This window comes from Chryseobacterium sp. ERMR1:04, assembly GCF_001297705.1.
Lineage (GTDB): Bacteria > Bacteroidota > Bacteroidia > Flavobacteriales > Weeksellaceae > Chryseobacterium.
This window is the reverse complement of the sequence record NZ_LIRF01000007.1, coordinates 488,919-504,784: the sequence shown is the minus strand read 5'-3', so window position 1 is coordinate 504,784 and position 15,866 is coordinate 488,919. Positions and strand designations below refer to the sequence as shown.

General features: G+C 35.4%; 10 protein-coding genes. 5 read left to right on the top strand and 5 right to left on the bottom strand.

What is annotated here, in order from left to right; genetic code table 11:
- Positions 1-112 precede the first annotated feature (112 nt).
- The 3 genes from AMQ68_RS16970 to AMQ68_RS16960 are packed head-to-tail and all read right to left on the bottom strand — an operon-like array spanning position 113 to position 5,316.
- Positions 113-2,581: a TonB-dependent receptor gene (locus AMQ68_RS16970; RefSeq protein WP_054511790.1), complete on the bottom strand. Its 2,469-nt coding sequence runs from the start codon at positions 2,579-2,581 to the stop codon at positions 113-115.
- 24 nt (positions 2,582-2,605) lie between these two features.
- Complete coding sequence (locus AMQ68_RS16965) at positions 2,606-4,081, bottom strand: trehalase family glycosidase (RefSeq protein WP_054511789.1); 1,476 nt, start codon at positions 4,079-4,081, stop codon at positions 2,606-2,608.
- 5 nt (positions 4,082-4,086) lie between these two features.
- Complete coding sequence (locus tag AMQ68_RS16960) at positions 4,087-5,316, bottom strand: sugar MFS transporter (RefSeq protein ID WP_054511788.1); 1,230 nt, start codon at positions 5,314-5,316, stop codon at positions 4,087-4,089.
- 122 nt (positions 5,317-5,438) lie between these two features.
- On the opposite strand from AMQ68_RS16960, the gene AMQ68_RS16955 reads away from it, so the two are divergent.
- On the top strand, positions 5,439-6,344 hold the full coding sequence (locus AMQ68_RS16955) for an AraC family transcriptional regulator (protein WP_054511787.1): 906 nt from the start codon (positions 5,439-5,441) through the stop codon (positions 6,342-6,344).
- A 304-nt stretch (positions 6,345-6,648) separates the two neighbouring features.
- Here the strand turns inward: AMQ68_RS16955 and AMQ68_RS16950 are convergent, their stop codons facing one another.
- Positions 6,649-7,203 carry a thioredoxin family protein gene (locus AMQ68_RS16950; RefSeq protein WP_054511786.1) on the bottom strand — a complete coding sequence of 185 codons (555 nt, stop codon included), beginning with the start codon at positions 7,201-7,203 and terminating at the stop codon, positions 6,649-6,651.
- A 290-nt stretch (positions 7,204-7,493) separates the two neighbouring features.
- On the opposite strand from AMQ68_RS16950, the gene AMQ68_RS16945 reads away from it, so the two are divergent.
- From AMQ68_RS16945 to AMQ68_RS16930, 4 genes are all read left to right on the top strand, one after another.
- A complete protein-coding gene (locus AMQ68_RS16945; protein WP_054511785.1) occupies positions 7,494-8,090 on the top strand; it encodes a TetR/AcrR family transcriptional regulator in 597 nt (198 codons plus the stop codon).
- 366 nt (positions 8,091-8,456) lie between these two features.
- Entirely contained in the window at positions 8,457-9,617 is a 1,161-nt protein-coding gene (locus AMQ68_RS16940; protein ID WP_054511784.1) for an efflux RND transporter periplasmic adaptor subunit, read from the top strand.
- Between the two features lie 42 nt (positions 9,618-9,659).
- Positions 9,660-12,842 carry an efflux RND transporter permease subunit gene (locus tag AMQ68_RS16935; protein WP_054511783.1) on the top strand — a complete coding sequence of 1,061 codons (3,183 nt, stop codon included), beginning with the start codon at positions 9,660-9,662 and terminating at the stop codon, positions 12,840-12,842.
- Between the two features lie 312 nt (positions 12,843-13,154).
- Positions 13,155-14,567 carry an efflux transporter outer membrane subunit gene (locus AMQ68_RS16930; RefSeq protein ID WP_054511782.1) on the top strand — a complete coding sequence of 471 codons (1,413 nt, stop codon included), beginning with the start codon at positions 13,155-13,157 and terminating at the stop codon, positions 14,565-14,567.
- 293 nt (positions 14,568-14,860) lie between these two features.
- Here AMQ68_RS16930 and miaA read toward each other — a convergent pair whose 3' ends face one another.
- On the bottom strand, positions 14,861-15,781 hold the full coding sequence (miaA, locus tag AMQ68_RS16925; RefSeq protein ID WP_054511781.1) for a tRNA (adenosine(37)-N6)-dimethylallyltransferase MiaA: 921 nt from the start codon (positions 15,779-15,781) through the stop codon (positions 14,861-14,863).
- Between the last annotated feature and the right edge of the window lie 85 nt (positions 15,782-15,866).

Genomic DNA, 15,866 nt, shown 5'->3' with positions numbered 1-15,866 from the left:
AAAGCCAATAGAATTATCTTTTTATTTAAATGGACTAAAGTCCATTCCCATTAATAAGTAAAACCGCCAGATAATCTCTGACGGTTTTTGTATTTAATATAAAAGTTAAATCTTAGAAATCAAATGAAATTGATGCTCTTGCAGCAGCACCCATAATTGGTCTTGCCATTCTGATATCACCACTTCCTGTTAATGGAGATCTTGGATCCCCCTCAGTAATACCAATCGTATTGAAGACGTTAGTTCCATCGATCGCAAATCTAATTTTACCTAACTGATAAGAAGTTCCCGCTCCAAATTCTGTAAATGAAGGTAATGTATTATCCGCACTATTTGCTTCATCCTGGAAACGCTTGCCATAATAATTCATACTTACATACGCTCTCCATTGTTTTGTAATATTTACAGCTGGCGAAATATTAAAATAGAATTTAGGCATTCTTCTTACTAAGTTCCCATCATAATCGAACGTTGTTTTATCGGCATTAGTTCCTCTGAAATCTTTATATTTCGGATTTTGAAATGTCCCATTGAAAGTTACTTCCAGAAAATTATTGAACAATCTTGCATACCCTTCCAATTCTACTCCGATATTTGTTGTATTTGCAAATTTATTTTCTGAAGTTCCATCAGAGAAAACATCCGTAAACGATAGATTTTTTAAGGCAGAATAGAAAGGAATCACTCCGATATCAAACGTTCTAGAATAATATTTGTATCCAATTTCTAACTGATTTGTTGTTACAGGCTTGATCTTCCCTAAATCTGCCATATTATTATAGTACGATTCTTCGTTTGGAGATCTAAAACCATTAGAAAAACGGGCGTACACCGCATTTTCACTATTAATTTTATAGTTCATCGCCGTAGTAAAAGAAACCTTGTTTACATCATAGTTCCAATAGGTATATTTATTTCCTAAAACAGCCATATTATCATCCGCTGTTGTCGTTAAGAAACTATGAGTACCATCCGTTGTTAATCCCGAATTATTTAAGTTTGAAGTTGTCGTATTCACTCCATATCCTTTATAGAAATCACGACTGTAACGAATTCCACCATTGAAACTCAAATTATCTGTAATATTATAATCTAAATTTAAATAAAGATCATTCAAACTACCCTGCACCTGAGAATCTCTCATTAAGAAAGACATATCGGTAACGCCGTTATACGTTTTAGAGTATCCTGGAGAATTAGGCGTTAAAGAAGTATCGACTAAATTAAGAAGTTCAGGTCTGTCTGATGCTGTTGTTAAAATATTACTCCAGTTCCATTGTTGGTTTGATTTCCAGTTTGATTTATAAAAACCTGCTGTCACATTTCCTTTATCAAATTTATAATTGAACTGTAAATCATTTACAAAATTATTCATTTGTTTGTCAATTGCCCAGAAACCTAATTTCTGAACATAATCAGGATTTACAATAGCACCATTACTCACTAAAGAATATTGATAATTATTCCCTACAATTCCTGCGCCTCCATCCTTAACGGCTTTATTCGCAAAACCACCTGCAGTCTGTGGAGCACCTGCCGGGAAAATTCCCGTGTAATTCATATTGATATTGGTATATCTTGTTTTGTTTAAAACAGAGAAATTATTCCCCAAATCATATTTGAACTCAGCTCCTAACACATCAACTTTCGGATGAATCCCATCTTCTAAGTTTCTCTTAAAAAATCCTCCTCCCGCTTGCGGAATATTCAACTGGCTAATCCCTCTGTAGCTATACGTTCCGTAATTTGGATCAAAACCAGGAAAAGCCTTCAATTTGTCTCCATCCTGAGTTAAAGGAATTGGAAGAAAAAATGTATTTCTGTCATCTAGCTTTTTGTAGTAGACTTTTGCATACCCTTTATCAAAGACATACTTAAGATTCATTCTGACCTGTCCACCTTGATTAGCTTTGAAACCTGTTTTTCTAATCCCATCATCCGTTCTATAGAAACCTCCAACGTTGAAAAACAATTTATCTTTAACCAATGCACCTCCAAGATTTACATCTGTACGCATCAATCCGTAGGTACTGGTTTCCAATTTTGCCGTTCCCCTAAAATCATTGGTCCCTTCTTTGGTTATAAAGTTAATCAACCCTCCTGGAGAATTGTTTGCATAAATAGATCCCGAGCCTCCTCTTAACGCTTCCAGTCGGCTTACCGAATTATCTACACGGAAGAAATTATCTGCATTAGCAAATTGCAAAGCACCATCTTCGAATACCGGCAAACCATCTTCCTGCACCTGTACAAATTCATAGGCTCCTGCAGAAGGAATACCTCTTGCAAAAAGATTATTTCCCACTTCACCTCCTGAAGTTTCAACAGCAAATCCCGGAACTCTTTGTAGCAAAGCAGCCGCACTTATCGGGTTTTGTTTCTGGATTTCTTTTGCACTAAATGTAGAAATAGCCGTGCTAGATTCTATTTTCTTCTTAGGACTAGAGTTCCCTGTAATTACAACTTGCTCAATAGACGAAGACCTCGTAGAGTCCTGAACCTGTGTCGTTTCCTGAGCATAGGCATTGTTGAAATAAAGCGTAGCAATACCCGCAATCAAAAAGATTGATTTTTTTTTCATAGCCGTAAATGATTTTATTTTTGTTTAGTTTTGTTTTAATTTCAGATAAACTCCATTGGTCCAACCAAAGCCATCCTGATTTGGATATTCTCCACCACCAGCAACTGTTTCGGTATCCAGCGCATTGTATTTCTCCATTAACTTACCCGTGTTATCATACACTCTTTCAACATTTGCACACCAGTTATTTTTAATTTTTTCAGCCAATTCATCAAAGCCATACTTTTTCATTCCCTGAAATCCTAACCACTGATAAGGCGCCCAAGCATTAGGGAAATCCCATTGTTGAATTGTTTTTTTAGTCGTGGTAACAAGCCCTCCCTGATAAAGAAACTTTTCTGTAATTGTTTTAGCAATAATTTCAGCCTGCTCTTCACTAGCCAAACCTAAAAACAAAGGATAAAGAGTACCAATATGCTCAGATGCTGTTGTAGTATATTTCTTTGTATGATAATCTTTGTAAATATATCCATCCCAGAAATAGGTACCAATCGCCTGTTTTCTATTCTCAGCTCTTAAAGTAAAATAACTCTCCTTTTCCGATAAGCCCTGAAGCCCTGAAGATTTAACCAATGTTTTTTCCAAATGCCACAACAGGCAATTAAGATCCACTTCAGAAAGATTCAATGTTTCTATAGTCTGTATTGTTTCGCCATCCGCAAACCATCTGCTGGAAAAATCCCAACCAGATTCACATCCGCTTCTAATATTTCTGTAAAACTCTTCACCAGAAGCATTTTCACTATCCTCAACATCAATCATGTAACTTTCAGGACGAGGTGTATTTTCTGCATCATAATATCTATTTAGAATATCACCCTCTTTAGTTTTTATCACTCTTTTACTGCTTGAATCTTTTTCTAAGCCCTCTTCACCATCCATCCAGAAAGCGTATTCTTTTTCTAAAGTATCGTGATATTGAGTATAAATTTCTTTGTTGCCTGTAGTTTCAAAAAGCAAATCAAGCATTAAAGAAAAGTAAGGTGGCTGAGAACGGCTCAAGAAATGGGTTCTGCTAGCATTAGGCACAAATCCTACCGTCTGAATGAGATAAGAACAGTTTTCAACAATACTCTCCATCATTTCCACTCTTCCGGAAACCTGTAACCCAAGCATGATAAAATAACTATCCCAATAGAAAAACTCATTAAATCTTCCTCCCGGAACGATATAAGGCTTCGGAAGCTTTAAAAGCGTTCCTTTTGCTTCATAAGCGGTACGGGTTAATTCATCCCAAAGTTTTTCAATATGCTCTTTAATAGGTAATTGCTTTTCTCTATGAATAGAAATTTTAGTTCCTAAAAAATCAAAATTCGACAATACAAATCCTTTTAAATCAAATCCTTCTGCCTTTTTTTCATTTTCATATTTTTCATTGATCTCAGAAATAGGAAATAAAGGAACGGCATCCGTCATTGTTTTTTGATCTTCAAAAATTTTTGACTTTTGGATATCTTCAAAAAGAGCCTGAATTTCCTGTATATAAAGTTGATTGTTCATTATGTTTATTTTTTAGGGTTTATTTTTAATTTACTCATGATAATAGCCGAAACGATCAGTAAAGAAAGAGGGATTAACGATAGATAAAACGCTTCCTGCCCGCTGAACTTCTCAAAGACAAAACCTGTAATGATAGAGCCGATTGTTCCTCCGATTGCAGAAAAAACAACGATCAAACCTGCCATTGCGCTATGTAAGTATTTAGGAATAGAAGCCAGAATTACAGAGTTAATACTCGGGTAAATAGGCGCTAACAAACCTCCCATCAATGGAAACAGATATACAACAAGCGGAGCATTCAACCAATTGGTTCCTGTAGTGATATGAACATTATGCGTTAAAGGCAATACCAATAAAATACTTATTGCAAAGCCCACCACACAAAAGGAAACAACGTAGATCCAGCTGAATTTTTTTGAGAAAAATCCGGATAAAAATCTCCCTAGCGCAAAGGCTCCTGCTAAAACCGCTCCCGCCTGAATACTCATTGAAGTAGGAACTTTTAATATTTCTTTATAGAAAGTAGGGGTCCATGTTTGAAAACTCTGTTCTACCAATACAAAAAGAAATGCACACAGTAAAAAGAACAATACTTTTTTATAACTGAATAAACTGATGCTGTTCTTAATATCGCCCAGTAAATCTGTTTTTTCACTTTTTGCTTCACTTTCATTTAATTTAGAAAAGAAAAGAAACAAGAATGACAATACCGAAAGTATACCCAACACCCAATATACATTGAGCCACGCTGTTGATTTCGGATTATGATCATCAATAAATAAACTGAAAAGTACATTTCCCGCTAATACCCCGATCATGAAGAAACCTTCCAGGAAGCCCATAAAACTTGAATGTTCCTTATCAGTGTCTGTTACTAACCCAATTGAGGTAAAAACAGAAATTTTTATTAACGCAAAAGAAACTCCTACGATTGCAAAAAGCACTTTGAAAAACCAAAAAGCATTTGAAAATGGCATTATAAAACACATACAACTCACCAAAAAAAGTGCGATAAGCATAGAGTTTTTAATTCCTATTTTGGGTAGGAATGATGCCAAAATAAAGGAACAAATTGCAATCGGAAGATCTTTAAAACCTTCCAAAACACTGGCAGAAGATTTCGAAATTCCGAAATTTTGCTGCATTTGTAATATTACCGTTCCTACAGAATTCAATAGAATTGCAAAAACGAAATAATTTAAAAATAGAACCGCTTTTATGTTAAAATTTTTCATTGTGTTATTTCTTGTCAGCTAAGATATAAGTATTTGACTTAACGTTAATTTAACATAGTAAACAAATATTTGAACTATATTAATATAATTATTATTTTTATAGCTTAAATACCATTAATTGAATGAAAGTCAGTTTTGAAAGAATCATCCCCAACGAGAAAAGCTCATTTCGTACACTGCATAATAACTCCCCTATTTCTGAATTTAAATGGCAGTACCATTACCATCCGGAAATCGAGCTGGTATGCGTAATTTCAGGAAGTGGAACCCGCCATGTTGGGTATCATAAAAGCAATTATTCTAATGGAGATTTAGTTCTTATTGGATCCAATATTCCGCACTCCGGATTCGGATTAAACTCAATTGATCCACATGAAGAAATTGTTTTACAGTTTAAAGAAGAAATTCTGCAATTTCCCGAGCAGGAAGTGGGAGCAAAATCTATCAAAGATTTATTGGAACTTTCAAAGTATGGGATTCAATTTCACAATAAAATCAAAAAGGCGATACTTCCCAAACTAAAATTAATGCTGGAATCGCAAGGTTATAAAAGATACCTATTATTATTAGACATTCTTTTTGAACTTTCTAAATCTAAAGACTATGAACTCTTGAATAAAGAAATCATGCCCTACACGATTATCTCAAAAAATAAAACCCGTCTGGAAAACATCTTTACCTACGTAGAACACCATTATGATCAGGAGATCAACATTGATGATGTTGCTAAACTGGCCAACCTTACATTACCCGCCTTCTGCAATTTTTTTAAAAAGGCAACCCAAATTACTTTTACAGAATTTGTAAACCGATACCGTATCAACAAAGCTTGTTTATTGATGACGCAAGACAAAAGCATTTCAGAATGTAGCTACAGCTGTGGTTTTAACAATGTAACCTACTTTAATAGGATGTTTAAAAAATATACCGAAAAAACCCCTTCTGAGTTTATTAAGAATTACTCTCACAATAAAATGAAGGTAGATTTTAAAATTGATGATACCCCAAAAACCAAAGCTACATTTTAGCATATTATTATTGTGGATAAGTCTGGGGATAAAATTGTGGATAACTTTTAATATATTCGGTAATCTATTAATTATCATATTTTTAAAATTAAGACTTACTAATAATTTATCGATAAAAATAATTCATACTTTCCACAATCGAACACTTATCAACAAACAAATGTGGATAACCCGTGAATAGTATTGTGGATAACTTTTAAAAAAGTACCTAACAATAAGATTGCCAATAACAAATAAAAAAATCCGTTCTACTAATAGAACGGATTGTATTTTGTGAGTAAAATTATCTAGTGATAATGTACAACTACTTCCATTTGATATTACATCCCATGCTCGGTCTTTGAATATCTTCCTGAGGTTCACCCAACAAAAGATTTTCAAAAGCAATAATTAGATCTTCTCCTGTAACATCTTTATTATTTCCAGGTCTAGAATCATCCATTTGCCCTCTATAGATAAGGTCTAGCTTATCATCAAAGAAATAAAAATCTGGGGTACATGCCGCTTCGTATGCTTTTGCAACCGCTTGGCTCTCGTCATATAAATAAGGAAAATCAAAATTTCTTTCGATTTGGAATTCGATCATTTTCTCCGGAGAATCTGCCGGGTATTTTTCAACATTATTGGCATTGATAGCGATGAACTCTATTCCTCTTTCATTATAGTCTTCATACAACTCATTCAACTTATCAATCACGTGAAGAACGAACGGACAATGGTTACACATAAAGATCACCAATGTTCCTTTTTCACCTTTTAACTCATCCAATGACTGAATTTCGTTACTTTTTGACGGGTTTGGAAGCTCAAAAAAAGGAGCTTTTGTTCCTAATGCCAACATATTTGAGGGAGTATTCATATCTTTTTTATTTAGCCACAAAGATAAAAATTTCTTTTGGTATATAATAAGGAAGCTTGAAGCAGGAAGTTGTGTATTCTAAAATAATAATGATCTCATTGAAGCAGACTATTAAACACATCAGTTTTTACAATAATTTCAAATTAATTACTTAAAGCCCTCATTCTACAAGCATTCAGCCTCTTTATAAGTTCTCTAAAACCTTTAGGTAAAAATTAAAAGCAAAATAACATTTGGAAGATATACCTAAATCTTTGTAGTTTTGCTAACACTGTTAGTAAAAAATAATAATGGGCTTACACGAACGTCGTCAAAGAGAAAAGGAATCTATCCGTGCAAATATTTTGCAGGCTGCATTCACTTTGGCTAAAACAGAGGGTTGGGCTTCACTTTCAATACGGAAAATAGCAGATGCTATAGAGTATAGTGCTCCCGTGGTGTACGATTACTTTGAAAACAAAGAAGCAATTTTGTATGAAATTTCTTTGAATGGTTTTCATTGCTTACATATAGAATTACTAAAAGCTCAGAAAAGAAACGAAACTCCGGAAGAACAATTAACTGCTATTGTTGATGCTTACTGGAAATTCGCTTTTAAAAATAAAGAGTATTACCAATTAATGTTTGGGTTGGGAATGCAATGCAGCGGAAAAGGTCTTATGAAAGAAGAGTTTTCTTCGTTCCAGGACATGATCTACGATTGTACATATGAGATTATCAAGAAAAATGGATCTAATCCTGATAATGCTTGTCATATGTCTCACGCTTTATTTTCTGCAGTTCATGGTTTAATCTCTATTATGATGATGAGAAATGACGATATTCCTACTACGATGAACAAAACAACATTGGATGAAACTGTTTCAGCTTTTGTTAAATCTTTGTAACTTTTTTTTGAACTAAAAATTAACACCGTTAGGAAAAGTAACATGGAATAATTAACATTATTCAATTTTTTTTTAAACTAAAAAAGAAAAACTTCTAAAATGAAAAACGATTTCATAACATTAATTCTTGCTATTTTTTTCCCTTATCATTAACACTGTTAGGAAAAATAACACCACATCATTCTTCTTATATACTTAAAACAATAGTAAAAACAATACCAATTATGAGCATAATCATTTAACCCCAAATTAATAATTCTGTAATTTTTTTTGAACAAAATATTAACACCGTTAGAAAAATTAACAGAGAAATAAGCAAAAACAATCATATTTAATTCAATACTTCATTAAAAATTTAAACTTAAAATGAAAATACCTGGAAAAACAAGGATTATTGTACTTATCTCTAGTATTATCCTTTTACAAAATTGCACGAAGGCAGCTGAAGGTGGTAACCAAGCTCCTCCTGCACCAGAATTGCCGGTTTACACCGTGATCACCTCTCCAGCTACGACATATCAGGAATTCCCGACAGCATTAGAAGGGAAAAACAATGTAGAAATAAGATCACAAGTAGACGGTTATCTAGATAGAATATACGTGGAAGAAGGTTCTTTTGTAAGAGCGGGACAACCTTTATTCAAAATAGATTCAAGAGCATATGGTGAACAAATGAATATGGCGCAGGCTAATTTACAAGTTGCCAATGCCAATATCCAAAAAGCTAAAGTGGAGGTTGACAGACTTCAACCCCTGGTAGCTGCTAAAGTTGTTTCTGATGTACAAATGAAAACAGCAAAAGCAAATTATGCAGCCGCTGTTGCCGCCGCATCTCAGGCAAAAGCTTCTATTGGAAGTGCTAAAATTAATGTAGGATTCACCACAATTACAGCTCCAGTAAGCGGTTATATCGGAAGAATCCCTTACAAAAAAGGAAGTTTAATCTCAAGAACAGACCCTAGTCCTTTGACTTTATTATCTGATATCAGCGAGATCTATGCCTACTTCTCTTTAAGTGAACTTGATTTTATTGCTTTTCAAAATAAATATCCCGGAGCTACCCTAGAAGAAAAACTAAGAAACATGCCGATGGTAGATTTAGTGATTGCAGACAACAGTACGTATCCTCAAAAGGGTAAAATGAGTATTGTGGACGGACAGTTTGATAAAAGTACAGGAGCCATCAGCGTACGTGCCGTATTTCCTAATGCTCAAGGATCTTTGAGAACAGGTAACACAGGAAGAGTACGTTTACCTCAACTTCTTAGCAATGTGGTCATCATTCCACAGGAATCTACTTTTGAGATTCAGGATAAAACCTATGTATATATCCTAGGAAAGGATAAAAAAGTAACCAGCAAACCAGTAACCATCTCTGGAAAAACAGATAGTTATTACTTCATCTCTGAAGGAATTTCTGTAGGCGACAAGATTGTATATACAGGATTGGGCAGCTTAAAAGACGGTGCTTCAATACAACCGAAAGCCATCTCTTCTGACAGCCTGTTCAAAGCAAAACCTTTGTAGACATCTTTACTAATACAGAAGACTTAAATAAATAAACTTCTTATGTTAAAACAATTTATAGAAAGACCGGTACTTTCAACGGTCATCTCCATAATACTTCTATTATTGGGGGCGCTGTCTCTCTTTAATTTACCGATCGCCCTCTTTCCGGATATTGCTCCACCAAGTGTGCAGGTAACGGCATTTTATCCGGGAGCGAATGCCGAGGTAGTCGCACGTTCAGTAGCTACCCCAATTGAGGAAGCCGTGAACGGAGTTGAGAACATGACCTACATGACCTCAAATTCAAGTAACGACGGAACCATGACACTGAGTGTCTTTTTCAAGCAGGGAGCAGATCCTGATAATGCTGCGGTAAACGTACAAAACAGGGTATCAAAAGCAATGAGCCAGCTTCCACAAGAGGTTGTTCAGGCCGGAATATCTACTCAAAAAGTACAAAACAGTATGATCATGTTTATGGGATTATCCAGTGATGACCCAAAACAATATGACGAGTTATTCCTTCAGAATTACCTTAAAATCAACGTAATCCCACAGATTCAGCGTATTCCGGGGGTTGCTCAGGCTCAGGTATTCGGAACAAGAGATTACTCAATGCGTATTTGGCTAAAACCAGATAGATTAGCAGCCAACAACCTTTCTCCACAGGAAGTTCTTGCTGCCATCAAAGATCATAACCTTGAAGCTGCTCCGGGACGTCTTGGACAGGGAAGTAAGGAAACCTATGAGTATATCCTTAAATATAAAGGAAAACTAAATAAAGGGGAAGATTACGAAAGCATTGCCATTAAAGCAAATAGCGACGGATCATTCCTAAGATTAAAAGATGTTGCGCGAGTAGAATTTGGTTCTTATACCTATACTGCAACCAACAGAGTAGACGGAAAACCGGTTGCCGGATTTGCAATTCTTCAAACTGCAGGTTCTAACGCAAATGAAATTTTAACTGAAATTGAAAAACAAGTTGATCAACTTAAGACAACACTTCCAAAAGGAGTGGAACCGATCATCATGTATAATTCCAAGGATTTCTTGGATGCGTCTATCCATCAGGTGGTAGAAACTCTTGTGATTGCATTCGTTCTTGTATTTATTGTTGTATTTATCTTCCTTCAGGATTTCAGATCGACATTAATTCCGGCGATTGCCGTTCCGGTTGCGATTATTGGTACCTTCTTCTTCCTGCAATTGTTTGGATTTAGTATTAATATGTTGACCTTGTTCGCATTAGTACTCGCCATTGGTATTGTAGTGGATGATGCCATTGTAGTGGTAGAAGCCGTCCATTCTAAGATGGAGCAGACAGGAATGCCTGTGGAACAAGCTACCACAAACTCTATGAGTGAAATTTCAGGAGCAATTATTTCGATTACCTTGGTAATGTGTGCGGTATTTATTCCCGTAGGTTTCATGCAAGGACCCGCAGGAGTTTTCTACAGACAGTTTGCCTTTACGTTAGTAATTGCGATCCTGATCTCTGCTGTAAATGCATTAACATTAAGCCCCGCTTTATGTGCAATGTTCTTGAATGATCCTCAGGGAGAACATGGTGAGCATGGTCACAAAAAAGGTTTTGGAGCAAGATTTTTCAATGCATTCAATGCAAGCTTCAATAACATGACCAGAAAATACATCTACAGTCTTAAATTTTTAATTAAAAATAAATGGGTAGCTGTAGGAGGTTTAATGCTTATCACTGCAGCAAGTGTCTTTTTAATTAAAAAAGCACCAACAGGATTTATTCCTACTGAAGATCAAGGGTTTGTATTATACGCAGTGAATACTCCTCCGGGAAGTTCATTAGAAAGAACGCACAGAGCGACTGCACAGATCGATAAGATTATCAATGGTGAAAAGGCTACCAATCACCTTTGGGTTGCAGACGGAATGAACTTCATCAGTAACGCCAACGCATCGCCATATTCTGCAGGTTTCATCAAACTTAAAGATTATGACAAACGTGGTGATATGAAAGATCCAAACGAGATTGCCGCTACCTTAACAGGAAAAGTGAGCCAGGTAAAAGATGCCAATGCTTTCTTCTTCAACTTCCCTACTATTCAGGGATTTGGTAACGTTTCCGGTTTTGAATTTATGCTTCAGGATAAAACCAACGGTTCTTTTGAACAATTGGGAACAACTACTCAGGCATTCATCGGAGAGTTAATGAAACGTCCGGAAATTGCATTTGCCTTTACAACATTTGCCGCAGGAAATCCACAATATACAATTGATGTAGATACAGATAAAGCCAACCAATTGGGAGTTTCTGTAACAGAATTGATGCAGACGATGCAAATTTACTACGGAAGTAGCTTTGTATCAGATTTCAACAGATTTGGTAAATACTACAGGGTAATGGCTCAGGCCGATGTTCCTTACCGTAAGGATGTTAACTCTCTGGAAGGTATTTATGTAAAAAATAAATCTGGAGAAATGGTTCCTGCCAAAACATTGGTTACTCTAAAAAGAACGTTTGGACCGGAAACAGTGACAAGAAATAACTTATTCAACGCTGTTACCATTAACGGAACTCCAAAACCTGGTTACAGTACCGGAGATGCTATTAAAGCTGTTGAAGAAGTAGCCAAAAAATCTCTTCCAAGAGGATATGGTTACGAATGGACAGGGATTACCCGTGAAGAGATCAAAACAGGTGGACAAACGATATTCGTCTTCATGTTAAGTATCTTATTTGTGTACTTCCTATTGGCAGCACAGTATGAAAGTTATATCCTTCCGTTTGCTGTAATTTTAACAATACCTACAGGAATCTTTGGAGTATTTGCTTTCACAGGATTAGCAGGAATTGATAATAACATTTATGTTCAGGTGGGATTAATCATGCTCGTCGGACTATTAGCGAAAAATGCGATCCTTATTGTAGAATTCGCGGTTCAGAGAAGAAAAGCAGGGAAATCACTCATTGAATCTGCACTTCAGGCTTCAAGATTACGTTTAAGACCAATCTTAATGACCTCTTTTGCCTTCATCGTTGGGATGCTTCCACTAATCTGGACTCAAGGAGCTTCCGCGCAAGGTAACCACTCTATCGGTTACAGTACCGTAGGAGGAATGCTTACAGGAGTTGTATTCGGAATTTTCATCATTCCGGTGATGTATGTGATCTTCCAATATCTGCATGAAAAAATGCCAAGCAGAAAAAATAAAAGATTGCTAAAACAAAAACAACAGGAAGAACTTTTAGCATCTGCTCATTAATAAAAAATGATTTACAAAACTTTGAGAATATTTTTAAACCACAAACAACACAAATAACCACAATCATCTGTGAAAATCTGTGAAATCAATGGGTTTAAAAAAAATAGAGAAGCAACTATTCAAACTAATATCATAAAAAGCAAAGTATTTTCTCCTACTAAAGACTTCTTTGCATAAAATAAGAACTCTCAAAGTTTTGTATTCAATTAAAAATTTATTTAAAAACTATGAAATCGCCATCATTTGGAAATGAAAATTTCAATAAAATCCAGCGATTACATATGACCTTTTAATAAAAATAAATATCTCCATATGAAAAGAATAAAGAATATATTTCTCACATTTATATTGGCTTTAGGCTCGGTTTCGTGTGTTTCCAAATTGGCATATGCAGAACCAACCCTTGAGCTTCCAGAGAAATTCCAATACACAGCAACTGCGGATACCGCAAGTGTTGCCAACCTGGAATGGAAACAATTTTTCAGCGACCCTATGTTACAGGGTTTGATTGAAAAAGGAATTAAAAATAACTACGATTTACAAATTGCTCTAAAACAAGTTGCTTCTTCACAGGAAAAACTAAAACAGGCAAAATATCTTCAATATCCGGATGTTGGTTTCGCTATTTCGGGACAAATCTCGAAGCCTTCTAAAAACAGCATGAACGGACAAAGTCTTAATTTATTTTTAGGACAAAACCATGTTGAAGATTATAATGCAGCCTTTAATTTATCTTGGGAAGCGGATATTTGGGGGAAAATTAAAAATCAGCAAGAGGTTTCAAGAATGCAGTATCTGCAAACTTACGAAGCTACAAAAGCAATCCAGACACAAGTTGTGGCAGCAATTGCTCAGGGTTATTATAATTTATTGATGCTTGATAAACAATTAAATATTGCAACATCAAATTTAGAATTAAGCAATAACACGTTGTCTATCACTGAAAAGATGTGGCAAAGTGGTGATACCACTTCGTTGGGTGTTCAGCAGGCAACAGCTCAAAAGCAATCAACAGAACTGTTAATCACGCAATTGCAACAAAACATTGCCATTCAGGAAAATGCATTAAGCATTTTAGTGGGTGAAAATCCAAATAAAGTGAACAGAACCATCGAAATGTCTGACACTTCTTTACCTCAAAATATTTCTACAGGACTTCCTGCAGCAATGGTAAGTCGTCGTCCGGATGTTCGTCAACAGGAATTGGTGTTGTTGGAATCCAATTCAATGGTAGGAATTGCTCAGGCAAATATGTATCCGGCATTGAAAATCACAGCAAACGGTGGCGTAAATTCATTTAAAATTGATAACTGGTTTCAGATTCCCGCTTCATTGTTCGGATCTGTATTAGGAGGGTTAACCCAACCTATTTTCCAGAAAAGACAATTGAAAACCGATTTAAATGTTGCTAAAATTCAGAGAGAGAAAAACGTGTTAGCGTTCCGTCAATCTGTTTTGAATGCAGTAGGTGAAGTTTCTGATGCCTTAGTTTCTAATGAAAGTTTAAAAGTTCAGGAACAAAAAGCAACCGAACAAGTTGCAACGTTGAAAAACGGAATTAAAAGTGCCGAAATGCTTTATAAAGGCGGAATGGCAAATTACCTGGAAGTAATTACAGCTCAGGGAAATTCTTTACAAGCTGAACTGAATCTTGCATCCGTAAAAAGACAGAGATTAAGCAGTATTGTAGATTTATACCGAGCTCTAGGTGGCGGTTGGAAGTAGTCAATTAAATTAATATTGTTTGAAGTGCGGTCTCTCGGGATCGCACTTTTTTGTTTTACCAATTAAAATTTTACGCTGATATTTACCCACTCTGTCATTCTGAACGCAACAAAGTGAAGTGAAGAATCTATTTTAATGTGTAGAGATTCTTCCTTTGTCAGAATGACAAAAAATGTTGTAAAAAATCTTCCACAAAGTTGTCATTCAGAGCGAAACGCAGTGAAGCGTGGAATCTAAGCAACATTTAAAATTATTGCAGAGATTCCTACGGAATGACAAAATGTACGCTGTATTTATTTTTGAATTTCCTGATTAATATATCCAATCAAACCATCAAAATCCTCCTGAGAATAACCCAATTGCAAATAGTGAATATCATCCGATTTTCTATACCAAGTCAGTTGACGTTTCGAATATCTTCTGCTGTTTTTTTTGATTTCAGAAACTGCAAAATCCAATTCCCATTCTCCATCAAAATATTTAAATAATTCTGCATAGCCAACGGTGTTTAAAGCAGTCAATCCTTTAAATTTTTCCAGACCTTTTGCTTCTTCCAGCAAGCCTTTCTCCATCATCATATCCACTCTCCTATTGATTCTGTCATACAGTTCTTCTCTGGGAGCTTCAATTCCGATTCGGATCACATTAAAATCTCTGGAATCTTGTGAAACAGCAATTAATTCAGAATATTTTGTATTGGTCTGCCAAATAACATCAATAGATCGGAAAAGTCTTCGGTGATTATGAAAATCTACCACTGCAAAATATTCAGGATCGAGTTCTTTCAGGATTTCCTGCAATTTTTCAATTCCTTCGTTATCTAGAATCTCCTGGAGCTTGCTTTGGTTTTCTTCATTAGCTTCAGGTAAATCATTCAATCCTTCAATCACCGCTTTTTCATACATCATGCTTCCGCCAACTAAAATGACAGTATCATATTTTTTGAAAAGTTCGTTAAGTTTTTTTAAGGCATCTTCCTCATATTGTCCGATCGAATAATATTCCTCAACCGAAAGATTTCCAATAAAATGATGAGGTGCTTCCGCCAATTCTTCTTGCGATGGTGAAGCAGTACCAATCTTCATTTCTTTAAAAAACTGGCGCGAGTCACAAGAAATAATTTCGGTACTGAAATGTTGAGCTAAATCAATTGCCAATCTTGTTTTTCCAATTCCGGTGGGTCCTACAACAGAAATCAAATTTTTATTTTTCACAGCGCTAATTTACGAAAATGAGTTAATTTGATTTTTTATTTTTTCAACCACAAAAGCAACATAATATTTTTCTTGTTTTTTAGAT